Source organism: Stenotrophomonas sp. YJH_SMC_54, assembly GCF_059368435.1.
The window spans coordinates 20,162-43,374 of record NZ_JCAFRS010000003.1; the positions used below are offsets into that span (position 1 = coordinate 20,162).

The following is a 23,213-nucleotide window of genomic DNA, read 5'->3' on the forward strand; positions in this document are numbered from 1 at the left end:
TCGGCACGATGCTTTCCACTGCCATGACCTGCTCTGGTAGGTGCCGACCTTGGTCGGCACGAATCCCACCGATGCCATGACCTCCGCGCAGCCCAGCAACGGCTCGGCTCTACAGCAGCGGTGCGCACGCATCCGTTTCCACCAGCGCGCCGGCATGATCGGCCAACACCACCATTGCATGCAGCAGGCCTTCCTCCACCTGCGGCGGACACTGCGCCTGCGCATCGTCCGTCTCGCGCGCAGACTGTGCAGCCAGCAGTACCCCGCCGCACGCAGACAACGCCGCCAGGCAACGCGTCGCCTCGGCCAGTTCCCGACCGCGCCCCTCGCTGAGTTGCCGCTCGCGCCACGCCTGGCCGTCGGCTGCGTGGCTGTGAGCGATGCCGCGCAACCGCGCGAAGAATGCGGAGGGCGGCGCCTGTTCGTTGGCTTCGGCGAGTGCATCTTCCAACGCTTCGGCGGCGGTAGTGGGCAGCTGCAGGCCGGGCAGTGCAGCGCCGAGCAATGCCTGCAGGCGTGGATAGGTGGGGTGGGGCGTGTTCATGGCGGCAACCTCACGAGGCAAGGCCACCTGCGGCGTGCAAGGTGGCGGGCGGTGCGGGTTGGCGTGCCGGTCAAAATCGAAACGAAAAAAAGCCGACGGATCACGAGGATCCCCACGCACCGCCCGCCATGGGCAAGCCGGTGCATTGTCGCGATTGCCGCTGAGGCGGCAACTCGATCGTTTCGATGTTTGATTCAGGACGCCAATCCCGGCCAGCGCAGGAGGCGCCGACGGAGGCAACCTTCTCGCGTTCTACGTGGCAATGACATGGGCAAAGTTGCAATTTACTGATCGCGTGCACGCTGTCTTGCTGCAACCCGCGGCGGGGCCAGATACGACAGTTCGCGCATGGCGAAAGCCATCACCTGCGGGCTATGCTGTGCGCCTGCCTCAACGACAAGGAAACGTCACATGCAGGTTCGCAAGGGAGTGCGTCGCATCGGCGCGCTGATGCTCGTGTTGCTGGCGACCGGCGCCATGGCCGATACGCCAGGCGCGGTCGAGGTGCCCTCGCCGGAGGCCCAGGCCGAGATCCTCAATCTGCTTGAACGCCAGGCGCTGTATCGCGATCGGGTGGACTGGGCCGCCACCCGCGTACGCCTGCAATCGGCGCAGGGCGACCCGGCGCAACGGCTGGCCGTTCTGCGCGAAGCCATTGCGGTCAGCACGGGCAATCATGGCGGATGGACGACGACCCAGCGCCAGAGCGAATCCCTTGCGCGCGCGCAGCAGGCCGGCGCCGCCGCCGTGGACCGGGCCAAGGCGGCCGATGCGGTGGATATGCGCATCGGCTGGGTGGTCATCGAGGGCTATGCCTCCACGCCGGGCGCGACGCCGCAGGAAAAGTTCCGCCAGGACATCCAGCGTGCCGCGCGGTGGCAGCAGGTCATCCGCAGCAAGGACGACGGCGCGCGCTGTGGCTGGATCGTCGACCTGCGTGACAACAGCGGTGGCAACATGTGGCCGATGCTGCTGGGCATGGCACCGCTGCTGCGCACCTCGGTAGTGAACAACGAAGATGTGGGGTCGTTCGAAACTGCACAGGGGCCGGAGCGCTGGACGTTGACCGCGACCGCCGTGCAGCGTGCAGGCAAGTCGGTGCTGGACTTCGGCCAGTCCGGCTATGTGCTGCGGCAGCCCGGCGCGCCGGTGGCGGTGCTGTTCGGGCCGCGCACCGGCAGTTCGGGCGAGGCCTCGGTGCTGGCGTGGCGTGGTCGTCCGCAGACGCGGAGTTTCGGTCAGCCCACTGCGGGTGTCTCCACTGGCAATGTCGTGCAGACGCTTGCCGATGGCAGTCGCCTGCTGCTGACCACCACCGTGATGCGCGACCGCAATGATCGTGGTGATGGCTTGAAGATCGAGCCCGACCAGCGTATCGAGGGTGATGCCGCCACTTTGGCCGCTGCCGAAGCCTGGCTGCTGGCCCAACCCGCCTGCCAGGGCCGCTGATCCATGATCCTGATCGGCCAGCAGGAGCGGGTGGTGGTGGTCGGCCCAACCGAAGCCCACCATTGCCTGCGCTGCCAGACGGAAACCGAGTTCGCCCCGCAACTGCGCTACAAAATGGCGCGCATCGACCTGCTGTTTGGCCTCACCTACCAGCGCCGCTACGAGCTGGCCTGCACCCGGTGCGGGCACGGCTGGGTGCTGGATACCGAGACCATGGACCAGCAGCTGGGCGGGGTGCCGATCCCGTGGCGGCACCGCTTCGGCCTGCCGTTGATGCTGGTCGGCGTGGCCGGGCTGGCCGCGCTGGGCTGGCTGTGGCGGCACGGATTCCTCGGTTGAGGAGCGGGCCTGTTAAAGTCTGCCCTGCAACCACGTACCGGAACCGACCATGGACCACGACACCCCGTTCGAACCCCTCAACGACCTCGAGGTGCGCCTGCTGCAGGCCCAGGACGGCACGCTGACCGCATCGCAGTTCCTCGATGGCCTGCTGACCTCGACGGCGTTCGTGCTGCTGGACAAGGCCATCGGCGAAGACGGTGCCTGGGACGAGAGCATCTCGCCGCTGGTGCTGACCAGCGAGAGCGGCGAGCCGATGTTCGCGGTGTTCACCGCGCCTGAGCGCGCTGGCCTGTGGCATGAGCAGCTGCCGCAGTTCGCCCACGCCATGCCGATCGCGGTGCACGCGCTGCTGGCCGGGATCGGCGACGGCGTCGGCCTGGTGCTGAACCCCGGCCTGGACGTGGGCATGGAGATGATTCCCGATGCCGTGGCCCAGCTGAAGCAGCGGGCGGCGGCGATCACCCGCGGGATGGCGCATTGAAGCCAGCGATATAGGGTTGCCGGCCAGCGGCCGGCACTACCCATGGGAGTCGGTGCGCGGCCGCCACGGCGGTTGCGGATCAGCGGGCGGCGGCGATGGCTTTTACGCGCGCCTTGGCCAACGCTTCACCGATGGCCGGGCCCTTCAGATGGGTGGTATCCAGGTCCCGCGCCTGTACTGACAGTGCCGCCTGGTGCAGGCGCTTGAGCGTTTCGCCCTGCGGGTAGTCGGCGTCCTCGAAGCCGAGCCGGCCGCGTTTGTCGGCCTCGCAGCACAGTGCGATGCGGGCCACGCGCTCCGGCCGGCGCAGCGCATCACAGCGGCCCAGTAGTTCCAACACGGTGGCATCGCGGAGTTCGTCGATGCGGTGCACGTTCAAGTGCTCCCGGCAGACCGCTTCGGCCAGCTGCTGGTGCTCGGAGGGAATCTTCAACCGCGCGCACAGTGCCTTCAGGGGTTTGATGCCGCGCTGTTCGTGCATGATGTGGCGCGGCCACTCCGCCGGCGGGGTCAGGCCCTTGCCGAGATCGTGGGTAAGCGCGGCAAAGCCGACCAGGTCATCGCCGGGGGCCAGCTTCGCCGCCATGTCGCTGACCATTTCCTGGTGGATGCCGGTATCGACTTCCGGGTGGAATTCGGCACGCTGCGGCACGCCATACAGTGCTTCGAGCTCGGGCAAGATCGGGCCCAGTGCATGTGCATCGTGCAGCGTGCGCAGGAAGGCGGAGGGCTGCTCACTGACCAGCGCCTTGCGCAGTTCCTGCCACACTCGCTCCGGCACCAGTGCATCCAGTTCGCCACTGGCGGCGATCTCGCGCATCAGCGCCATGGTCTCTTCGGCGACGGTGAAGCCCAGCGGCGCGAAGCGCGCCATGAAGCGCGCCGCGCGCAGCACGCGCAACGGATCTTCCACGAACGCAGGGCCGACATGGCGCAGCACGCGCTGCTCGATATCACGCACGCCGCCGTAAGGATCGACCAGCGTGCCGGTCTCCTCATCGCAGGCAATCGCATTGATGGTGAAGTCGCGGCGCTGCAGGTCTTCTTCCAGCGTCACTCCCGGGTCGGCATCGACCACAAAGCCGCGATAGCCGCGGCCGGATTTGCGTTCGGTGCGCGCCAGTGCGTACTCCTCACCGGTCTTTGGATGCAGGAATACCGGGAAATCGCGGCCGACCGCGGTGTAGCCCTGCGCTTCCATCTGCGCGGGCGTGGCGCCAACCACCACCCAGTCGTGGTCGCCGGCGGGGCGCTGCAGCAGGCGATCACGTACGGCGCCGCCGACAAGATAGATCTTCATGACTGGAATCATCGCATGCCCGGCGCAGATGCACCGGTAGTGCCGGCCGCTGGCCGGCAACCGCAGTCACCCCGAAGCTGCCGGCCAGCGGCCGGCGCTACCGATACAGCGGCCAGCCTGATCCAGGCCAGCAGGCTCATCGTTTCACTCCCCAGGGCGTGGATACCGGGGAATGCCGACCAGCGGCCGGCACTACCGCAGTGCGATCAATCCCCGCCCTGCTCGGCGTTGGCGGCGCAGCTGAAGTTCTTGCGCTTGTCCACCAGGCGGCCCATCAGGCGGTCGCTCAGCGGCAGCGCATCGCCGTTGAGGCGCCAGTCGTAGATCACGCTGAAGGCCAGCACGCGCGCCACGTACTCGCGGGTTTCCTTGTAGCTGATGGTTTCGATCCACAGGTCCGGGTCAAAGCCCGGGCGCTGGCTCTGCCAGCGCGCGGTCGGGGTCGGGCCGGCGTTGTAGGCGGCGATGGTCACGTACGGCAGGCCGTCGTACTTGTTCATCAGCTGGCGCAGGTAGGCGGTGCCGATGGCGATGTTGGTGTCCGGGTCGTACAGGCTGTCGGCGCCGCCGTAGCCGGTCAGGCCGATCGACTTGGCCACACCGGCACCGGTGGCCGGGAGCACCTGCATCAGGCCCATGGCGTTTGCAGGCGAGCGCGCACGCGGGGTGAACGTGCTCTCGGCGCGGATTTCCGCCGCCACCCAGGCCGGATCGATCGCGTTGCGTGCCGATTCGCGGCGGATGGTGGCGTCGTGGTGCAGCGGGAAGCGCAGGTCGTACAGGCGCTGTTCCTGCGGCTGCTTGCCGAGCGCGAACACGGCGCGGTCGAACCAGCCGTTGTCCTGCGCGACGCGTACCGCGAGGCGGCGCTGGGTGTCATCGAAGCGCGACAGCGCGCTGTTCCATTCGGCCACGGCCCAGCCGGTGCGGTCGATCTGGTACAGCGCCATCGCGCGCTGGATGGCCGGGTCGCGCGCGATCACCGCCTGTGCCTGCGCGCTGTCGTTCGGCTTCCAGGGGCACAGGGTATAGCCCTGCTGCAGCTTGTCGGCAGCCAGGAAACCGTGGAAGGTCGGTGCGCGCGCCGCATCGCGGAACAACGGCTGCGCCTGCTGGGCCTGGCCGGTCTTCTCCAGCATGCGGCCTTCGAAGTAGCGCCAGCGCGGGTCGCTGCGCTGCTTGCTGGCCATCTTGCGGATCGCGGTCAGTGCCGCCGGCCAGTCACCGCGCGACATCGCCTCGCGCACGCGCCATTCATGCAGGCGTTCGTCATACGCCGATTCAGGCACTGCGTTGAGGCGGCGTGCCGAATCGGGCAGGTAGGAAGCCACCGTCCACAGCGCGATCTGGTACAGCACCTGGCCCTGTTGCTCGGCACTCAGGCCGAGCGCCTGGGCGTACTGCGGCAACTGCTGTTCGGTGGCGGCCGGGTCGGCCTTGGCCAGCTTGGCCAGGCCGTCGGTGGCGATGCGCCGGCTGCGCTCGTTGCGCGGCCAGTTCAACGCGCTGGCATTGGGCTTGTCGACGAAGGCGGCGTAGCTGTTGGCCTGCGCCAGGTCCGCGGCGGGCAGGCCGCGTGCGGCGCTGCGCATCACGGCCGGCTGCTGTGCGTCGGCGGCGGCATCGATACGCTCCCAGCGCAGGGCGTCGCTCAGGCCGCCTTGTGCCTGCAGCACTGCGAATACCGCGTCGCAGCCGTCCGGCAGCGACTTGCCGTTCTTGCGCCACAGGTCCTGTGCCTCGCTGATCCACTGCGGATCGACCTTGCCCGTCATCTGGCGCGCGGTCAGCTGCGCACAGCGCAGCCCGACGTTGTCGGTGGGCGCCCAGTTGGCGAGCAGCGTGGGCCAGTCCTGGCGGCGCGCGACCGAGGGCAGCCACACGCTGCGGAAGGTGGCAGCCACGGCCTGGCCGTCATAGCGCTTGAGGAAGGCCTGCGCCTGCGCGGTATCGACGGTGTCGATGTTGCGGCGCAGGTTGGCGTACTCCAGCCAGCCGTAAGCCGGATGGCGGCTGAGTGCGGCGGCCTGGCCGGGATCGAACTGGCCGCGTTCGGCGGCAGCGATCGCGGCCTTCAGCTGCGCGTTCTGGGCGTCGAGGGACTGGGCATTGGCGCAGCCGATCAGCAGCGTGGTGGCCAAGGGCAGCAGGGACAGGGCGGTCGAAGAGCGTCGGGTCATGGCGTCCAGCATAGCGGGGACTGGCTGAATTCAGTTTCGCATTGCGTGCACGCCGGGCGTCGGCAACGACAGCTGAACGAACCCGTACAGGCACTGCCGCAGGTGACGGAAGGCGACGTACTGTCGGCCTTGGGCGAACGGCCCGGCTGCACGGAGCGGCACATGGCGTTCAGTAGCGCAGGAAGAAGCGGCCCGCTGGCGGACATCAATGTCACGCCACTGGTGGATGTGATGCTGGTGCTGTTGATCATCTTCATCGTGACCGCGCCGATCGTGGCCCGGCCGATTGCCGTGCAGCTGCCACAGGCCACCGATCGCACGATCGATCGCCCCGAACCGCCACCGCCGATCGAGCTGAGCCTGGACGCTGGCAACCAGCTCAGCTGGAATGGCCAGCCGATGGCCATTGGCGATCTGCAGGTGCGCCTGCAGGCACAGGTGGGCGAACATGCCGGCAACCTGCCGGAGCTGCGCATCGCCACCGATCCGGCGGCCGAGTACGAAGGCATGGCGCGGATTCTGGCCGCTGCCGAGGCCACCGGTATGGAGCGCATTGCGTTCGTGCGGTAGGGCTATCTAAACCGCCGCTCATGGGGAGATTGCGACATGAGCGGCGGATGTGGGTGTCAGTATTGCTGGCAGTAGACTGTGCGACCATCCCAACTGCACGAGATGCGGCTGCTGCTTCCGCGCTGGACGGGGACTCCATACATCTGTGCGGATCTGACCCAGTTGTCCAGGTCACGATGCTGGCCGAAATAGTATTGTCCGGCGTACGAAGGGGCGGAGATCGGGTCGGCGATGGAGTCGTCAGGAACCTTGTTGCCTGTGCTGTCGCGACTTTCGCCCTTCTGATACTTGGCTTCGGCCACGTTGTCGGGTGTTACTCGATAAAGCGTCTTTGACCCGTCACGCCATGTGATCATTATTGCTATGGATCCGCCACCTTTGAGACCTGCCCAGTTCAGGGCCGCTTGTTGAATCGAGAGCGCAATGCTGTTCCAGGTTGGGCTTCCCGTATTGGCTCCTGCCAGTTCTGTGGCTAGATACTGGCCAAGTCTGGTTCTCAGTGTGGCTGAGGCGACGATGTCGAAGGTATTGGAGGACTTGTAAGACTCGGGAAACCTCACTCCATTGGTGTTTCCGGGGTTGTCTGGATGCAGCACGACTACTGATCCGCCTCCTGCCATCGCGTGGGCCTCTTCAGGTGACGCTCGAAAGGCTGACGTCGCATCCAGAATTCGTAGGAAGGCCATTTGAATCTGTGCGGGAACCGGTGTCGAAAGTGCGCGCCACTTTCTGATCTCGCGATCATATTCAACTTCGAAGGCGCTCAGTCGGGCTTTTTCGAAGTCCATTACAACCGCCAACCCGGAGCCTGACATCAGGGCTGCATCCTTGGGAGATGCACAGTTGTTGCATTCAATCAGGCCCCCCGCTCTCGATTCGCTTGCCGGGGACAGAAGCAATGCCGTGACAATCGCGACATGGATCATGACGGTGATTGTTTTCACAATTGAGCCTCATGAGAATGACTGGGGTTCTCAGTCTCACCTTGGTCGGCCCCGAAAATCCGTTTGACGGGCAGTTTTCAAACTGTTCCTAAATGTTGTCTGAATTTGCTCCGTAGGTTCAAGCTAGTCGATGCATTTAGCTCTGTCATCGAGATGGCAGGATCCGAAAGAGCAGACATTGAGTGCCTCACGTTCGCACGGTGATCCCGGCGATCTGCAGTCCATCATTGCAAGAGCTCCTCCCTACGGGTTACTCACCATCTTGGTATGAGTTCCAGCTAGAAAGCGATCTGATCGAGACCGTCAACCGACGGCAACGGCGATCATCATGCTGCCGATGGCGAAGGCGCATTGTCGTTGGACGGATCGGCAAGAGCACTTGCCCAATTGCGGGAAAGCCGGGAAACGGCTGTCGCACCCGGCATTAACGACGTTCACAGCGAACAGTATCGTCCGGTCATAACCTGCAGCTATCTGACGTAATCGGCCTGCAATTGCGTCAATTCCGCGTGAAAGAGTGTCGATCATCACGCCGTGGCTTTTACTGTTTGTTTACAAAGGAGACGCTGCCGCCACGCAGGGGGGAGCGCGGCAGTCCATGTCCCGACATTCCTTTGGAGAGAGAGCGAATGATTCACCTGCATCACCGCCCGTTGGCGGTTGCCGTTGCGCTGTGCGTGACGGCCCTGGCACCGTTGGGTGCCGCTGCGCAGTCCACCACCAACCTTGATGCGGTGGAAGTGACCGGTACCCGCATCAAGCGCGCTGAAGTCGAAGGCCAGGTGCCGATCCAGACATTGACGCGCGGTGACATCGAACGCACCGGCCTGACCTCGATCGGCGAAGTGCTGCAGCAGCTCACCGGTTCCGGTTCGGCGCTCAACGCCAAGTTCAACTCGTCCGGCAACTTCGGTTTCCCGCCCGATGGCAGTGGCGTGGGTGCCGGCTCGGCGCAGGTCGATCTGCGCCATCTGGGGGCCAAGCGCGTGCTGGTGCTGGTCGATGGCATCCGCTGGGTCAATGAGTCGTCCGCCTCCGGCGTCGGCTCGGCCACCGATCTCAATACCATTCCGCTGGCCATCGTCGAGCGCATCGAGGTGCTGGAAGATGGCGCGTCGTCGCTGTACGGCTCCGATGCCATTGCCGGCGTGGTCAACATCATCACCCGCCGTGACTTCGATGGTGGGCAGGTGACGCTGAACTACGGCGAGTACAGCAAGGGCGATGGCACGCAGAAGGGCGTGGACCTGGCCTGGGGCAAGAGTGGCGACCGCTTCAGCCTGTTCCTGGGCGCCAGCTGGACAAAGCAGGATCCTGTATTTGCCAAGGACCGCGAGCAGTCGCGCTTCCCGATTCCCGGCACCGGCCTGGCGTTCGGCAGCGGTGGCATTCCGCAGGGCCGTTTCATGTTCACCGACCCGAACACCGGTGCGGTGCAGAACATCGTGCCCAATACCGGCGTGAGCAATCCGCGCTACGACGGCAGCGCCGGCTGCAGCCGCACGGATGACTACCACTGCTTCACCACCGCCGACCGCTTCAACTTCGCCGAACACAACATGGTGCTGACGCCGTCGGAGCGCAAAGGCCTGTTCGGTCAATTCCGCTTCGACATCACCGACAACGTGCAGTGGTACGTCAAGGCACTGGGCAACCGTCGTGAGTCGACCAACCAGGCCGGCCCGGAGCCGCTGTTCTTCGGCCCCGATGGCGCGACCGGCAATCCGCTGGCCGACAACATCGTGGTCTCGCGCCTGAATCCGTACAACCCGTTCGGCTTCGATCTGGTTTCCGGTGACAACATGAGCCTGATCGGTCGTCGCCCGGTGGAAGGCGGTGCGCGCGTGTTCAAGCAGAAAGTGGACACCACTTACTTCGCCACCGGCCTGGTCGGTGACTTCCATGCCGCCGACCGCAGCTGGTACTGGGATGTCAACGGCATGTACAGCAAGAACAAGGCCGAACAGACCAACTACGGCAGCTATGACATCTACAAGGTGAACATGGCGCTGGGCGATCCGTCCATCTGTGCGGCCACGCCGGGCTGCGTGCCGCTGAACATCTTCGGCGGCGTCGGTTCGATCACCCCGGACATGCTGAAGTGGATCCAGCCGGTGGTGCGCGACCGCAGCCAGAACGAACTGAGCCTGTTCACCGCCAACCTGTCCAGCGAGCTGTTCTCGCTGCCGGCCGGTCCGGTATCGTTCGCCACCGGCTTCGAGTACCGCAAGTACAAGGGCTCCTACCAGCCCGATCCGCTGACGGTGATCGGCCACTACAACGGCGTACCGTCGCAGCCGACCTCCGGTTCCTACGACGTCAACGAGGCCTACCTGGAGTTGAGCGTGCCGATCTTCGCCGATTCCTCGTTCGGCAAGAAGCTGGACCTGAGCCTGGCCGGCCGCTATTCGGACTACTCCACCTTTGGTGGTGAATTCACGCCCAAGTACGGCCTGCGCTGGCAGGTGACCGATGACTTCGTGCTGCGCACCACCTACGCCGAGGGCTTCCGCGCACCGTCGATCGGTGAACTGTACGGCTCGGCGGCGCGTGCCGACCTGCAGCTGTTCGACCCGTGCTCGGTGGGTCTGGGCGGCACTCCGCCGCGTGGCAGCGCCGCCAACTGTGCCGCGCTGGGCGTGCCGGCCGGCTTCCAGCAGGCCAACTCGCAGATCTCGGTGACCACCGGCGGCAACCGTGAGCTGGAGCCGGAACGCTCGCGCAGCTTCAGCGCCGGCTTCGTGTGGAGCCCATGGTTCGGCAACAATGCGTCGTGGTCGGAACGCTTCGATGTGGAGGTGACCTTCTACCGCCATGCCATCGATGGTGCGATCCAGGCGATCAACGCGCAGACCCAGCTGGACCTGTGCGTGGATACGCTGGACCCGATCTACTGCGATGGCATCACCCGTGCCAGCACCGGTGCGGTCAGCAGCTTCAACAACCGCCTGACCAACCTGGGTTCGATCAAGACCGACGGCTGGGACGTGGATCTGTTCTGGACCCTGCCGCAGACCTCCATCGGCCAGTTCAAGCTGGCGTGGAAGAACACCTTCGTCGGCCGTTACGAGGCCACCGGCGCGGCCGGGCAGAAGCAGCCGCAGAAGCCGGGCGTGGAAGTGGCCGACAGCTCGATTCCGGAGTGGACCAGCAATGCCAGCATCGGCTGGACGATGGACCGCTGGAGCGCCAACTGGACGGTGCGGCACATCTCCGAGCTGACCGAGAACTGTGGCGATGCCGCGGCCTTCCCGGTGTGCAGCAACCAGGCAGCGGGCACCAACACGCTGTCGGCCACCACCTTCCACGACATGCAGGTGGGCTACAAGATCGACTGGATGAAGGGGTTGCAGCTGACCGCCGGCCTGAACAACGTGTTCGACAAGGATCCGCCGATCTGCCTGTCGTGCTCGTTGAACGGCTACGACGCTTCGACCTACGACATCCCGCGTGGCCGCTACTGGTACCTGCGCGCGGATCTGCGGTTCTGATGTGAGAGCGGCGCCGGGCTCAGCCCGGCGCCGTTGTAGCGTCGAGCCATGCTCGACTGTCCTGGATGATCGAGTCGAGCATGGCTCGACGCTACAACGCCGGTTGGATCAGAACGACCAGGTGAACGTCAGCGAGCCGTTGCGGCCATCGCCATACGCACCGTAGCCGTTGATCTGCGACAGGTACTTCTTGTCCAGCAGGTTGTTGAGGTTGGCCTGCACGCTGAACTCCGGCGAGATGCGGTAGCGCACGAAGGCGCTGACCAGTGCATAGCCACTCTGCTTGATGCGGCCGTAGGCAGGTACCGGGTAGTAGATGCGGTTCTGCCAGTTGGCGCCGCCACCGACGGTCAGTTCCTGCAGCGACTGCGGGGTGTAGCTGGTGAAAAGCTTCAGGGCGGTTTGCGGCAGGTTGGTGTTGATGTCGGCGTCGTTGATGTCCTTGGCCACGTAGCGCGAGGCGCCGAAGGTGGCATTCCAGCCCGGTGCCAGTTCACCGTTCACCTCGAACTCGAAGCCACGGCTGACGGTGCCGCGTGCGGCGCGATAGGCGAACTCGTTCGGGCTGCCCTGCACCGGCTCGCCGGTGGCTTGGCCGACGTTGTCCTGTTCGATGCGGAACACCGCCAGCGAGGCATTCAGGCGGTTGTCGAACCATGCCCCCTTGACGCCCACCTCGTAGTTCTTGCCATCGACCGGATCGAGATAGCTGCCGTCGCGATCCTTCAGCGTCTGCGGCTGGAAGATCTCGGTGTAGCTGGCGTAGGTCGAGTACGTATCGTTGATGTCGAACACCAGCCCTGCATACGGCGTGGTGACCTTGTGTGCGCGGTCGGCGCCTTCGCCTTCGCTCTTCCAGTCGGTGTAGCGGGCGCCGATGATCAGCTTCAACGGATCGGCCAGTGACAGGCGTGCGGCGGCGTAACCGGCCTTCTGGGTGATGGTGCCCTGGCTGGCCAGTGCCAGCGGGTTCCAGTTCGGCTCGCTGATGTTGCCGGTCCAGTGCAGGTAGCTGGTGAACGGGTCCCAGGTCTTGCCGGCGCCACCGACCTGGTAGTCGCCATAGTTGGCATAGTCTCGCTTGTTGTAGCTCAGTCCGGCCATGAACTGGTGCTCGCGGCCGAACAGCTGGAACGGACCGTCAACGTAGCCATCAACACCGGTGACCTTGCGCTCGGTGTTGTAGAAACCCGCGGAAGGCGAGATGCCCGTGCCGTTGGTTCTGTCGAAGTTCGATGCGCCCGTGGTCCAGTCGTTGTATGCCGGGTAGAACAGCTTGTCGTCGGCCTTGGTCTCATCGTGCGTGGCACCGACCTTGAACTTCCAGCCATTGCTGAAGGCGTGCTGCAGGGTGGCGAACGCGCGCTTGCTGGTGGTGTCCCAGTAGGTCCAGTTCGGGCTGGCGTTGAACGATTCGTCATAGCCGGTGCGCGAGCCATCGGAGTACAGCATCGGGAAGCCGCCCCAGGTCGCGCCGTTGGCGCGCTTCTGCTGGTAGTCGTAGCCCACGCTCAGCTGGGTGTCCGGGGTCAGGTCGGCGTCGATGACCGCATAGCCCAGCGTCTTGCGCTGGTTGTAGCGGTCCATCTGGCCGTCGGTGTCCAGGTAGCTGCCGATCACGCGGCCGCGCACGGTGCCGCTGGCGTTGAGCGCGCTACCCACGTCAACGGTGGTGCGGGTACGGCCCCAGCTGCCGACGTTCACCGACACGCTGCCGGTCAGTTCGGCGCTGTCGGCATGCTTGCGGATCAGGTTCACCGACGCGGACGGATTGCCGGCACCACTGAGCAGGCCGGTGGCACCACGCACCACTTCCACGCGGTCGTACAGCGCCAGGTCCAGGCCGGAATCACCGTAGCTCCAGTTCTGCACCATCTGCGTCGGCAGGCCATCGAACTGGTAGGCATCGATGTAGAAACCGCGCGCGTAGAACTCGGTGCGTTCGCTGTCGGACTGGGTGCTGGTCACGCCGGTGGTGTTGGCCAGCACGTCGATGATGTCGTCCAGGTTCTGATCTTCGATGCGCTGGTGGCTGATGATGCTGATCGACTGCGGGATCTCGCGCGGGGCCAGGTCAAAGCGGGTACCGGCCGAGGTGCGGCGCACCGAATAGCCTTCGGCGCGTTCACCCTTCACCACCACCTTGTCGAGGTTGGTCGGATCGGCGGCGGTTTCGGCGAAGGCGGCCGGGGCCACGGCGCAGAGAACGGCGAGCACGGCAACGGACAGCCGTTGTGGCTGCGGCGTACGGAAGACGGAACGGGTCATGGGGGTCCTGGACGAGCACGCGCGCTCGGCCGGCATCCAGAGGCGAGGCGCTACGGGTGGGAAACGGACGGGCAGGCCGTCCTGGCACCACCGGAAACGAAAGAAATGGTAATACGAACTATTCCTATTTACAAATCATGAACAGATCGGTCTGCGGGTGTGCAGTGGCAGTCAGCGCAGCAATGGCAGCGGGTTTCGCGCGCCGTCGGTGCCGTAGACGCCCCAGTGCAGGTGCGGCGGCGTGCCCTTGGCGTTGCCGCTGTCGCCGACATGGCCGAGCAGATCGCCAGGCTGCACCACCTGGCCGCGTGCCAGGCCGTCGGCCCAGTCCTCTAGATGCGCGTAGTAGTAGCGTTCGCGCCCAGGCCCGATCACCCAGACCTGACGCCCGCCGAGCCCGCGTTCGCTGACATCCGCGACGACACCGGCCGTGGCGCTGCGCACTGGGGTGCCGCGTTTGGCGAAGATGTCGATGCCGGCGTGGGAGCGGTCACGGCCACGTGGCGCGCCGAAGGTATCGGCGATCTGGCGTGGCCGCACGCCGTCCACCGGCACCGGTAGTTGCGTGGCCGGCGGCATCCGCGAGAGCGCCCACAGCATCTTCGGTGCGACCGCCCATGGGCTGTTCCACAGCGTCATCGCCGCGACGAGCGCAATGGCCAGCCACAGGCCACGCAGCAACCAGCGGCGCAGGCGGTGGGCGTGGGAGGACGGTGTATTCATGGCTCGACGCTACAGAACCGGTGTCAGCGGGACCTCGAAACTCCGCTTCAACGTGCCCAGTGCCACCGAGGTGCGGAAGCGCTCGATGTTGTCATCGCCGCCGAACAACCGCTCGGTGATGGCCTCGTACTCTTCCATCGACGCCGCCGAAAGCAGCAGCAGGAAATCGCCATCGCCGGTGATGGAGTAGCACTGCTGCACCGCAGGGTCGTCCTGCACGCGGCGCCTGAACGGCGCCACGCGGTCGCGCTGCTCGCTGACCACGCGCACCTCGACGATGATGGTCAGCGGCCGACCGATCTTGGCTGCGGCGACCACCGCCACGTTGGCCGCGATCACGCCACTGTCCTGCAGGCGCTTGATGCGCCGTTGCACGGCCGGGGTGGACAGGTGCACGGACTCGGCGATTTCGCGCTGCGGCAGGGTGTTGTCCCGCTGCAGGAGGTCGAGGATGGCGCGGTCGAAACTGTCGAGCACGGGAGCGATGGCCATGGCGAGCAGAAGTTGCACGAACAGGCTGTCAATTGAGCCAAGTGCTCGGCGCCGACGCAATAGACTTTGCGGATGCAGACCTCACGACTTGCGCCGATGTTGCCGGCGCTGGCGGTGCTCGGCTCGGTCACCTCGCTGGCCATCGGCACTTCCTACGCAAAACACCTGTTCCCGCTGATCGGTGCGCAGGGCACCAGCGCGCTGCGCGTGGGCTTTTCAGCGCTGTTGCTGCTGCTGTTCTGGCGACCATGGCGCTGGAAGACCAGCCGCGTGGATGCAATCACCATCCTGCGCTACGGGCTCACCCTGGGGCTGATGAACCTGCTGTTCTACATGGCCCTGCGCACGATTCCCTTCGGCATCGCGGTGGCCATCGAGTTCACCGGGCCGCTGACGGTGGCGATGCTGTCATCACGACGCCCGATCGATTTCCTCTGGGTAGGCTGCGCGGCGGTGGGGCTGCTGTTGCTGCTGCCGATCGGCGGTGGCCCCGCGCTGGACCCGGCCGGCGTGCTGTACGCGATGGGCGCTGCGGCCTGCTGGGGCCTGTACATCGTGTTCGGCAAGCGTGCCGGTCATCTGCATGCCGGGCACTCGGTCTCGCTGGGGCTGCTGGCGGCGTCTCTGGTGGTGGTACCGGTGGGCGTGGTGCATGCCGGTGCCGCGCTGCTCGACCCGAAGATCCTGGCGGCGGGCCTGCTGGTGGCACTGGTGTCCAGCGCGATCCCGATGTCGCTGGAAATGATGGCGCTCAAGCGCCTGCCGAAGGAGACCTTCGGCATCCTGATCAGCATGGAGCCGGCGGTGGCCGCGCTGTGGGCGATGCTGTTGCTGCACGAGCACCTGCACGGGCTGCAGTGGCTGGCGATCGGCTGCACGGTGTTGGCCTCGGTGGGCAGCACGATGACCGCGCGGCGCCTGAAGGCACCCGTCACCGCCTGAAAAAAAGGGGACGGAGGGGATTAAGTCGTTTATGCCCCGATTTAGGGGGCGCCGGGCGGCGCCCGGCGCAGAGCGTGCGGACCAACGGTCCGCACCTACCGTAACGGCGAGTCAGCGCAGGGCGTCGGCCGGGACGTCGATCTGCATCGCCAGGGCGAGGTGATCGGAGAACGCGGCCGGTACGGCTTCCACGGTGCGGGTCTGCAGGCCGCTGCTGACCAGGATGTGGTCGATGGCGCGATCGGGGCGCCAGCTGGGGAAGGTCGGCACGATGCAGCCCGGGGGCTGCAGCCGGGTCTTCTGGTACAGCACCTGCATTTCCGGGCGCTCGGCCAGGCAGTTGAAGTCGCCCATCAGTACTGCGTTGGGGTGGTCGGACAACAGCTCGGCGATGAAGCCCAGCTGCGACATCCGCGATCCCGCGCCCAGCGACAGATGCGCCACTGCCACCGCCAGGCCATCGGCGCCGTCGCCGAACTTGGCCAGCAGCACGCCGCGCCCGCCGATGCGGCCGGGCAGGGCGTGATCCTGCACTTCAACCGGTTCCAGTTTGCTCAACAGGCCGTTGGCGCTGGAGGCGACCCCACCCATGCGCCGGTTCGGCTGGTGGCTCCAGTAATTGAAGCCGGCGCGCTGGGCCAAATAGTGGGTCTGGTTGGTGAAGCCCGAGCGCAGGCTGCCCGGGTCGGCCTCCTGCAGGCCGACGATGTCATGGTCGCGCGCCAAGGTGGCGATCGCGTCAAGGCTGCTGCGCTTGCGACCCGCCGGCAGCGCATGTGACCAGCTGCGGGTCACATAGTCGCTGTAGCGGCGGGTACTTGAGCCGGCCTGGATGTTGGCCGTCAGCAAGCGCAGGGTCCGTGTACGGGGGGAATTCACGGCCGGGAAACGCTTCTCTTGGATCAGTGAGCCTGAGCCGCACCGCGTTCGCGGGCGATCAGGTGGTCGGCGATGCGCAGCATGTCCGGGAAGCTCTTGCCCTTCACCAGGTACTTGCCGTTGACGATGATCGACGGGGTGCCGCTGATCTGGCTGCGCTGCGCGAACTGCTTGGCCGAGTTGGTCTTGGCATTCACCGCGAAGCTGCCCATGGTGGCGGCGAACTGCTTCGGATCCACGCCGTAGGCACCGTAGAACTTGGCGATGTCTTCCACCGAATCACGGCCGCGCTCGCCCTTCAGGGTCTTCTGCGAGTGGATGGCGGCGTACAGCGCTTCGTGGGTCTTCTCCTGCACGCCCAGGGTCTGCGCGGCGTAGAAGGCACGGGCGTAGTCATCCCAGGTGCCGCCGAACATGGCCGGCACGTAGACGAAGTTCACGTCGCTCGGCAGGCCGGCCTTCCATGGGCCGACCAGCGGCTGGAATGCGGCGCAGGCCGGGCAGACGTAGCCGAAGATCTCGGTCACTTCGATCTTGCCGGTGGCCGGCTGGAACGGCTGGCCGTTCGGGATCACCTGGTAGTCGGCACCTTCCACCGGGGCCGGGCCGGTCAGTGCGGCGGTGGTCGGGGCCGGTGCGGTGGCCGGAGCAGTTTCGGCCGGGGCCTTCTCGCCTTCAGCGGCAGCCGGCGCGGCGCCTTCGCTGCCCGCCGCCGGCGCAGCAGCCGGTTCGGTGGTGGCTGCCGGTGCTGCAGCCGGTTCGGCCGGGGCCGCAGTGGTGTTGGTGCTGCCGTCATCAGCCTTGCAGGCAACCAGGATCGGCAGCAGCGCTGCGAGGGCGAGGGCGTAACGGATCTTCATGGAAACGTCTCCAGCATCTGGAATGGTGGGGCCGGCGCCAGGCGCCGGCCAGAGGGAAATGATGACATGCGGCGGCGACAGCGCCGTGTCGGTGGTGGGTGTTGGTTCAGCGGCCGCGGGCAGCGCGGGCCTGGGCGATCAGCGCCGAGGCGATGCGCAGCTGGTCGTCGAAGCTGTTGCCACGCACCAGGTACTGGCCGTTGATGATCAGCGCCGGGGTCCCCGGGATCCTGGTGCGCTGGGCGAACGCGCGCGCGGCATCGACCTTCTTCTGTACGGCGTCGCCGCGCAGGGCCTGCAGGTAACGGTCCGGGGTCACGCCATACGCCTTGTAGAAGGTGGCGAGCTCATCGGCCGAGACGTTCTGCATCGGCAGCGATCCCTGCTCGTGCAGGGCCTTGAACACGGCAGCGTGGCTGCGCTTGGCCACGCCGACCTCGTCGGCGGCGTAGTAGGCCAGTGCCCAGGCATCCCAGGCGCCACCGAAGGCAGCCGGGACCGGGGTGAAGCGCACGTCGGCCGGCAGCTTGGCCGCCCAGGCTTCCAGCTGCGGTTCGAAGTGGGCGCAATGCGGGCAGGTATAGCCGAAGACCTCGACCACCTCGATCTTGCCGGCCAGCGGCTGGAACGGGCCCGGCTGGGCGATGCGCTCGTAGTCTTTGCCCTCGACCAGCGGGGCATTGGCGGGGGTAGCGGCGCAGGCTACCAGCGGCAGCAGCACCAGCACGGACAACAGCAGGCGGGAAATCAACCTCATCGACACGCATCTCCGTTGAAAAAAGCAACGCCGGCGCGGTCGCCGGCGTGAAGGAAACATACCGCAGGCGCGGGCCGTGGTGGCGGCCCGGGCCGACCAGTGGTGGTCAGGGGGCGGCAGCCGGTTGCGCCGACGGGGGGGCAGTGGCCACATCGTCGGCCTTGTTGTGCAGGCCCTGCAGGTAGCTCGACAGCGCCTGCACCTCCTGCTCGCTCAGCTTCTGCGCGACTGTCGCCATGATCTGGAAGTGGGCCTTGTCGGTCTCGTTGGTCTGGCCGGCCTGGTATTCCTGCAGGCGGCGCGCGACATAGCTGGCGTGCTGACCACCGATGTGCGGATAGGCCGGACCCGGATTACCGGCACCGCTGGGGCCGTGGCACGCCATGCAGGCCGGCAGGCCGCGCTTGGCGTCGCCGCCACGGTACAGCTGCTGGCCAATCTCGTAGAACTTCATGCCCTTGTACGGGCCGTCGGTGACTGCCGTGTCATCGGCGATGCCGGCGGTGGCCTTCTGCGTGGCGAAGAACGCGCCGATATCGCGCATGTCCTGCGGGGTGAGGTTCTGTACGAATGGCACCATCGCCACCGCCGCGCCGGAACTGCGTTGCCCATTGGCGATCAGGGCCATCTGCTGGGCGACGTAGCGTTCGCTCTGGCCGGCGATGGACGGGTACATCTCCACCGTGGAATTGCCGTCGGCGCCATGGCAGGCCGCGCAGGCCGAGGCCTTGGTCTGGCCGGCCTTGGCATCGCCCCAGTGGGTCTTGCTGAAATCCACCTCCAGCGAGGCGGTGTTGATCGGCCCGTTGTCGGGCAGCGGGGTCAACGTAGTCTGCGCGAACGCAGCAGCGGCAACGACTACAGCAGTGGCAAGGGCGGATACGGCAAGAACGCGAGCGTGGCGCATGCTGAAGCTCCGTATGGACCGGGCCGGGCGGTGGCCGCCGGCATCGCCCGGATTATCAACGCCGTTTCCGCGCACGGTCAACGCAGCAGTGCAGCAAAATGCCCGCAGAGGCCGCCGGCACGGGCGCGCGGCGCCGCAACATGCGATCCTAGGCACATGTCATTGCTCATCGAACGCGCCCGTTACCACCTTTCGGCCCACAACGTGCGGCAGCTGCCGCCCGACGAAGGGGCCGAAGTGGCCTTCGCCGGCCGCTCCAACGCCGGCAAGTCCAGTGCGCTCAACGCGCTGACCCGCCAGAACGCCCTGGCCCGTGTCTCCAAGACCCCTGGCCGTACCCAGCAGCTGGTGTTCTTCCAGGTCACCCCGGAAGCGCATCTGGTCGACCTGCCAGGTTATGGCTATGCAAAGGTGCCGCTGGACCTGCAGGCGCACTGGCAGGCCTTCATCGACAAGTATTTCCGCACCCGCGAAGCCCTGAAGGGGCTGGTGGTGGTGATGGACATCCGCCATCCGCTGAAGGACTACGACCGGCAGATGCTGTCCTACGCCGTGCAGCGCGGCCTGCCGGCGCACGCCCTGCTGACCAAGGCCGACAAGCTCAGCCGCAGCCAGCAGATGCAGTCCCTGCAGAAGGTGCGCAAGGAACTGCAATCGGCCTACGGCGACAGCGTCAGCGTGCAGGTGTTCTCCGGCGAAGACCGTACCGGCGTGGACGAGGCCCGCGGCGTGATCGGCGGCTGGCTGGGGCTGGAGTAAGGCATTTCCGGTCGCCCGGCTGGCACCCGGGCGCTACCCGATCGGTGGGTGCCGACCTTGATCGGCACACCCTCACAACGGCGAATACTCCGCCGGCACCCACGCATAGGCCTTACCCTCGCCACGCACATGGCCCAGGCCGGGGAACGGCAGGTGCGCACCGGCCACCCACCAGCCGTTGGCGGTGGCCTGCTGCAGCAGCCCGCGACGGCTGGCGATGGCCGCTGTGCGGTCCGAATCGGCCTCGAATGCCGCCTCCGGGTGCGCGAACTGCACCGCATGGAAGTGCAGCACATCACCCCATACCAGCAGTGACTGGCCCTGGCTGTCGAACCGGTAAGAGACATGGCCGGGCGTATGGCCATGGGTGTCCATCGCCACCGCGCCGCCGGGCAGGGCGTCGCCGGGGCTGAAGGTGCGCAGGTGGCCGCTGGCCTGGTATGGCGCGACCGCATTGCGTGCCAGCGGGAAGGCGAAGCGCACGCCCGTCGGCGCGGTGGCCTCGCTGGCCGGGTTGAGCCAGTAATCGGCATCCGCCTTGGACAGCCACACCGTGGCATTGGGGTAGGCCGGCTTGCCCTGCGCGTCGAGTACGCCGCACAGGTGGTCCGGATGGGCGTGGGTCAGCAGCACCCCATCCACCTCGGCCGGGTCCACGCCGGAGGCGCGCAGATTGCCCAGCACCTGGCCCAGGCCGGGGCCGAAGCACTGCGCGGTGCCGGTGTCGACCAGGGTCAGGTGGTTGCCCTGGCGGATCAGGAACGCATTGATCGCGGTCTGCAGGCCCTTCTTGTCTTCCGGCACGTAGCGGCCTTCCAGCAGGCGGCTGACCAGCGTCGGCGGCACGTCCACCACTTCCTGCCGGCCGAGCGCGACCACGCCGTCGAACAGGGCGGTGACCTGCAGCGCACCGATGCGCTGGTGATAGACGCCGGGCACCTGCTGGGTGGGGGCGGGCGAAGTGGCCTTGGCCAGCGCGACCAGCGGCAGGGACGACAGGGCCAGCAGCAGGGCGCCGCGCAGCGGCAGGGGACGCAGGGTCATGGCGGTTCTCGGTGGATGACGGGCGGTTCCGTTGTGCCCAGAGTGCCGTGGCCGGCGTGTGCACGGCGCTCAAACCACTGCGCGGAATGCTCAGGGAAGGGGTGTTGTCTGCAGGGCTGCGCCCTGCACCCGCAGAGGCAACGGCCGCAGCCAAAGCAACGTCAAAAACTGGTTTCCTGTGGGATGGCGGGGTGGGTCCGGTTGCGGGGGACGCTGCAAGTACATCCATGTAAGCTCGGTCGCCGCATCCATGCGGCTCACGCCCCCGCAACCGGACCCACCCCGCCTTCGACAGTTTTCCGCGATCTGTTGGAACGACGTATTGCCCCGGTGGGTGTCGACCTTGGTCGATACAGTAGATCCACGCCATGCGTGGATGACTCATTCGATATGTGACAGATGTGTCGACCAAGGTCGACACCTACCAACAGCCGCGCGGAACAAAGCCGCAGTTGCCAACAGCCGAGTGAACCTGTCGAAGGTGGGGCGGTGTGGGTGGGCAGGACCGTTGGCGCCATGGATGGCGCCATCGAGCCCCCAGGGACGGGTTTACGGCGTGTCCTGCCCACCCACACCGCCCCGCCATCCCACGGAATGCACGCTGTTGCTGTTGCTGTTGCTCCGGCTCTTGCTCTCGCTTCGGCGGGTGCAGGGCTGCAAGCCCTGCCGAACCCCTCAAATGTCTGTGGGAGCCAGTCCGTACTGCTCGGCGAAGCGCTTGCTGAAACTCGCCGCAGACCAGTAGCCCGCGCGCGCTGCCACGGTCTTCAACGGCAGGTCCGTGGTGTAGAGCAGCTGCATGCCATGCGCCAGCCGTGCCTCGGTGAGCAGCTGGCGCAGGCTGGTGTCCTCGGCGGCAAGACGGCGGCGCAGTGTCGCGCCGCTCAACGCGAACTGTTCTTCCACATCGCGCGATTGCCAGTCGCGTGCTGGTTCGGCGGCGATGCGGTCGCGGATCTGTTCGCCCAGGCTCGGTGCCTGCGGCAGCAGCAGGTTGCCGTGGCCCTGCCGGCACAAGGTCAGTACCAGCGAGGCCAGGGCCAGCCGCGCTTCGCTGTAACGACCGTCCTGCAGCGATTGCCGCCACTGGCGCAGCACCGCGCCATGATCGATCAACGGCAGTCGCGCCATCACCTGGCCTGGCGCGGGAAGCTCCTCGCTCCACAGCGTGCGAGCGGCCGCCAGCACTTCGGCACACAGCGGCACGATGGCGCTGAGGTAGCGGCCACTGCGTGGGTCGGGGGTGTTGACTACATCGATGCGGCAGCGCTGGGTCAGCAGCAGGATGTCGCCGGGGATGAACTCCAGCGACTGGTGCGCGGTACGCACCTGCTTGCGGCCTTCCAGCAGGATCGCGAACTGCGGTTGCGGAATCTCCACCGAGCTGGCGCCATGTTCGCGCCGAGCGGTGATGCACGCATAACCTTCGGCGCGTGCGCAGCCGGCCAGACTGGCCATCTCGGCCAGCAGTGCGGTAACTGGCGGCAGCATGCCGGTCATGTCACCGGGGCGCCGAACAGGCGACCGACGCCTGCAGCGGCGGCCATTGCCAGTGCACCCCAGAACATCACGCGGATCGCGCCGCGTACCGGCGGGGCGCCGCCGGCCTGGGCTGCCACCGCGCCGGTCAGGCACAGGCCGAGCAGGGTACTGGCCGTGGTCATCAGTGCGACCTTGTCGACCGGCGCCAGCAGGGCGGTCAGCACTGGCAGCGCCGCACCGCAGGTGAACGCACCGGCCGAGGCCAGCGCTGCCTGCAGCGGGCGGGCGCGCAGGGTATCGGTGATGCCCAGTTCGTCGCGGGCGTGGGCACCCAGCGCATCGTGGGCGGTGAGCTGTTCGGCCACCTGCCGCGCCAGCGCAGGCTCCAGGCCGCGGTGGCGGTAGATCGCGGCCAGCTCCTCCAGTTCGCTGTGCGGATCGTCGCGCAGCTCGCGCTTTTCCATTGCCAGGTCGGCCGCTTCGGTGTCGGCCTGGGTCTGCACCGAGACATATTCGCCCGCCGCCATCGACATCGCGCCGGCCACGGTACCTGCCACGCCGGTGGCCAGGATGGTCGCAGCCGAGGCGCCGCTGGCGGCCACGCCGACCACCAGGCCAGCCACCGAGACGATGCCATCGTTGGCGCCCAGCACGGCGGCTCGCAGCCAGCCGACGCGCTCGGAGCGATGCAGTTCGGGGTGTCGCGAATGGCGGCTCATGGCTCTGAGTGTACGAGGGTCAAGAGGGCGTCGGTAGGATGCTGAAACCCGTCACCGTCGCATGACGCAACGGGGTGCCA

General features: G+C 66.6%; 21 protein-coding genes. 7 read left to right on the top strand and 14 right to left on the bottom strand.

The window, feature by feature from the left end; translation table 11 throughout:
* Positions 1-109: 109 nt before the first annotated feature.
* Complete coding sequence (locus AC5P5S_RS04225; protein WP_062605636.1) at positions 110-544, bottom strand: hypothetical protein; 435 nt, start codon at positions 542-544, stop codon at positions 110-112.
* A gap of 411 nt (positions 545-955) precedes the next feature.
* Between AC5P5S_RS04225 and AC5P5S_RS04230 the strand changes: the two genes are divergently transcribed.
* Genes AC5P5S_RS04230 through AC5P5S_RS04240 form a run of 3 tightly spaced genes read left to right on the top strand, consistent with a single transcriptional unit; the run spans position 956 to position 2,816 of the window.
* A complete protein-coding gene (locus tag AC5P5S_RS04230) occupies positions 956-1,993 on the top strand; it encodes a S41 family peptidase (RefSeq protein ID WP_062605638.1) in 1,038 nt (345 codons plus the stop codon).
* A gap of 3 nt (positions 1,994-1,996) precedes the next feature.
* The gene (locus AC5P5S_RS04235; RefSeq protein ID WP_043034012.1) at positions 1,997-2,332 is read left to right on the top strand and encodes a hypothetical protein; all 336 of its coding nucleotides are present in this window, start codon (positions 1,997-1,999) and stop codon (positions 2,330-2,332) included.
* 49 nt (positions 2,333-2,381) lie between these two features.
* Entirely contained in the window at positions 2,382-2,816 is a 435-nt protein-coding gene (locus AC5P5S_RS04240) for an SseB family protein (protein WP_005411035.1), read from the top strand.
* A 79-nt stretch (positions 2,817-2,895) separates the two neighbouring features.
* On the opposite strand, the gene AC5P5S_RS04245 is transcribed toward AC5P5S_RS04240, so the two are convergent.
* Together AC5P5S_RS04245 and AC5P5S_RS04250 are read right to left on the bottom strand one after the other, a co-directional pair.
* Complete coding sequence (locus tag AC5P5S_RS04245) at positions 2,896-4,116, bottom strand: multifunctional CCA addition/repair protein (RefSeq protein WP_062605641.1); 1,221 nt, start codon at positions 4,114-4,116, stop codon at positions 2,896-2,898.
* A 206-nt stretch (positions 4,117-4,322) separates the two neighbouring features.
* Positions 4,323-6,308, bottom strand: a complete 1,986-nt coding sequence (locus AC5P5S_RS04250) for a transglycosylase SLT domain-containing protein (protein ID WP_012481262.1) — start codon at positions 6,306-6,308, stop codon at positions 4,323-4,325.
* 150 nt (positions 6,309-6,458) lie between these two features.
* Between AC5P5S_RS04250 and AC5P5S_RS04255 the strand changes: the two genes are divergently transcribed.
* Positions 6,459-6,866 (top strand): ExbD/TolR family protein, encoded by a 408-nt coding sequence (locus tag AC5P5S_RS04255; RefSeq protein WP_024957020.1) that lies wholly within the window; start codon positions 6,459-6,461, stop codon positions 6,864-6,866.
* A gap of 56 nt (positions 6,867-6,922) precedes the next feature.
* On the opposite strand, the gene AC5P5S_RS04260 is transcribed toward AC5P5S_RS04255, so the two are convergent.
* Positions 6,923-7,810, bottom strand: coding sequence for a hypothetical protein (locus AC5P5S_RS04260; protein WP_140416072.1), 888 nt, complete (start codon positions 7,808-7,810; stop codon positions 6,923-6,925).
* 629 nt (positions 7,811-8,439) lie between these two features.
* Between AC5P5S_RS04260 and AC5P5S_RS04265 the strand changes: the two genes are divergently transcribed.
* The gene (locus AC5P5S_RS04265) at positions 8,440-11,301 is read left to right on the top strand and encodes a TonB-dependent receptor plug domain-containing protein (protein WP_087802463.1); all 2,862 of its coding nucleotides are present in this window, start codon (positions 8,440-8,442) and stop codon (positions 11,299-11,301) included.
* Positions 11,302-11,409: 108 nt separating this feature from the next.
* Here AC5P5S_RS04265 and fhuE read toward each other — a convergent pair whose 3' ends face one another.
* From fhuE to AC5P5S_RS04280, 3 genes are all read right to left on the bottom strand, one after another.
* On the bottom strand, positions 11,410-13,569 hold the full coding sequence (gene fhuE / locus AC5P5S_RS04270) for a ferric-rhodotorulic acid/ferric-coprogen receptor FhuE (RefSeq protein ID WP_062605645.1): 2,160 nt from the start codon (positions 13,567-13,569) through the stop codon (positions 11,410-11,412).
* Between the two features lie 171 nt (positions 13,570-13,740).
* Positions 13,741-14,292 carry a M23 family metallopeptidase gene (locus AC5P5S_RS04275; protein ID WP_043034019.1) on the bottom strand — a complete coding sequence of 184 codons (552 nt, stop codon included), beginning with the start codon at positions 14,290-14,292 and terminating at the stop codon, positions 13,741-13,743.
* A gap of 9 nt (positions 14,293-14,301) precedes the next feature.
* Positions 14,302-14,784: an Lrp/AsnC family transcriptional regulator gene (locus tag AC5P5S_RS04280; RefSeq protein WP_005411028.1), complete on the bottom strand. Its 483-nt coding sequence runs from the start codon at positions 14,782-14,784 to the stop codon at positions 14,302-14,304.
* Between the two features lie 72 nt (positions 14,785-14,856).
* Here AC5P5S_RS04280 and AC5P5S_RS04285 point away from each other — a divergent pair, with 72 nt between their 5' ends.
* Positions 14,857-15,726, top strand: coding sequence for an EamA family transporter (locus tag AC5P5S_RS04285; RefSeq protein WP_012481254.1), 870 nt, complete (start codon positions 14,857-14,859; stop codon positions 15,724-15,726).
* 111 nt (positions 15,727-15,837) lie between these two features.
* On the opposite strand, the gene AC5P5S_RS04290 is transcribed toward AC5P5S_RS04285, so the two are convergent.
* The 4 genes from AC5P5S_RS04290 to AC5P5S_RS04305 all read right to left on the bottom strand — a co-directional run bounded on the left by AC5P5S_RS04290 (position 15,838) and on the right by AC5P5S_RS04305 (position 19,129).
* Entirely contained in the window at positions 15,838-16,575 is a 738-nt protein-coding gene (locus AC5P5S_RS04290) for an endonuclease/exonuclease/phosphatase family protein (RefSeq protein ID WP_005411026.1), read from the bottom strand.
* A gap of 53 nt (positions 16,576-16,628) precedes the next feature.
* A complete protein-coding gene (locus AC5P5S_RS04295; RefSeq protein ID WP_062605647.1) occupies positions 16,629-17,465 on the bottom strand; it encodes a thiol:disulfide interchange protein DsbA/DsbL in 837 nt (278 codons plus the stop codon).
* Between the two features lie 106 nt (positions 17,466-17,571).
* The gene (locus AC5P5S_RS04300; protein ID WP_060380842.1) at positions 17,572-18,222 is read right to left on the bottom strand and encodes a thiol:disulfide interchange protein DsbA/DsbL; all 651 of its coding nucleotides are present in this window, start codon (positions 18,220-18,222) and stop codon (positions 17,572-17,574) included.
* A 106-nt stretch (positions 18,223-18,328) separates the two neighbouring features.
* Positions 18,329-19,129, bottom strand: coding sequence for a c-type cytochrome (locus AC5P5S_RS04305; RefSeq protein WP_005411023.1), 801 nt, complete (start codon positions 19,127-19,129; stop codon positions 18,329-18,331).
* A gap of 156 nt (positions 19,130-19,285) precedes the next feature.
* Here AC5P5S_RS04305 and yihA point away from each other — a divergent pair, with 156 nt between their 5' ends.
* Positions 19,286-19,888 carry a ribosome biogenesis GTP-binding protein YihA/YsxC gene (gene yihA / locus AC5P5S_RS04310; RefSeq protein WP_005411022.1) on the top strand — a complete coding sequence of 201 codons (603 nt, stop codon included), beginning with the start codon at positions 19,286-19,288 and terminating at the stop codon, positions 19,886-19,888.
* 72 nt (positions 19,889-19,960) lie between these two features.
* On the opposite strand, the gene AC5P5S_RS04315 is transcribed toward yihA, so the two are convergent.
* The 3 genes from AC5P5S_RS04315 to AC5P5S_RS04325 all read right to left on the bottom strand — a co-directional run bounded on the left by AC5P5S_RS04315 (position 19,961) and on the right by AC5P5S_RS04325 (position 23,133).
* The gene (locus tag AC5P5S_RS04315) at positions 19,961-20,932 is read right to left on the bottom strand and encodes an MBL fold metallo-hydrolase (RefSeq protein ID WP_049460192.1); all 972 of its coding nucleotides are present in this window, start codon (positions 20,930-20,932) and stop codon (positions 19,961-19,963) included.
* A gap of 675 nt (positions 20,933-21,607) precedes the next feature.
* On the bottom strand, positions 21,608-22,432 hold the full coding sequence (locus AC5P5S_RS04320; protein WP_231336638.1) for a helix-turn-helix transcriptional regulator: 825 nt from the start codon (positions 22,430-22,432) through the stop codon (positions 21,608-21,610).
* On the bottom strand, positions 22,429-23,133 hold the full coding sequence (locus AC5P5S_RS04325; RefSeq protein WP_062605649.1) for a VIT1/CCC1 transporter family protein: 705 nt from the start codon (positions 23,131-23,133) through the stop codon (positions 22,429-22,431). Before AC5P5S_RS04325 ends, AC5P5S_RS04320 begins: the two co-directional genes overlap by 4 nt.
* Between the last annotated feature and the right edge of the window lie 80 nt (positions 23,134-23,213).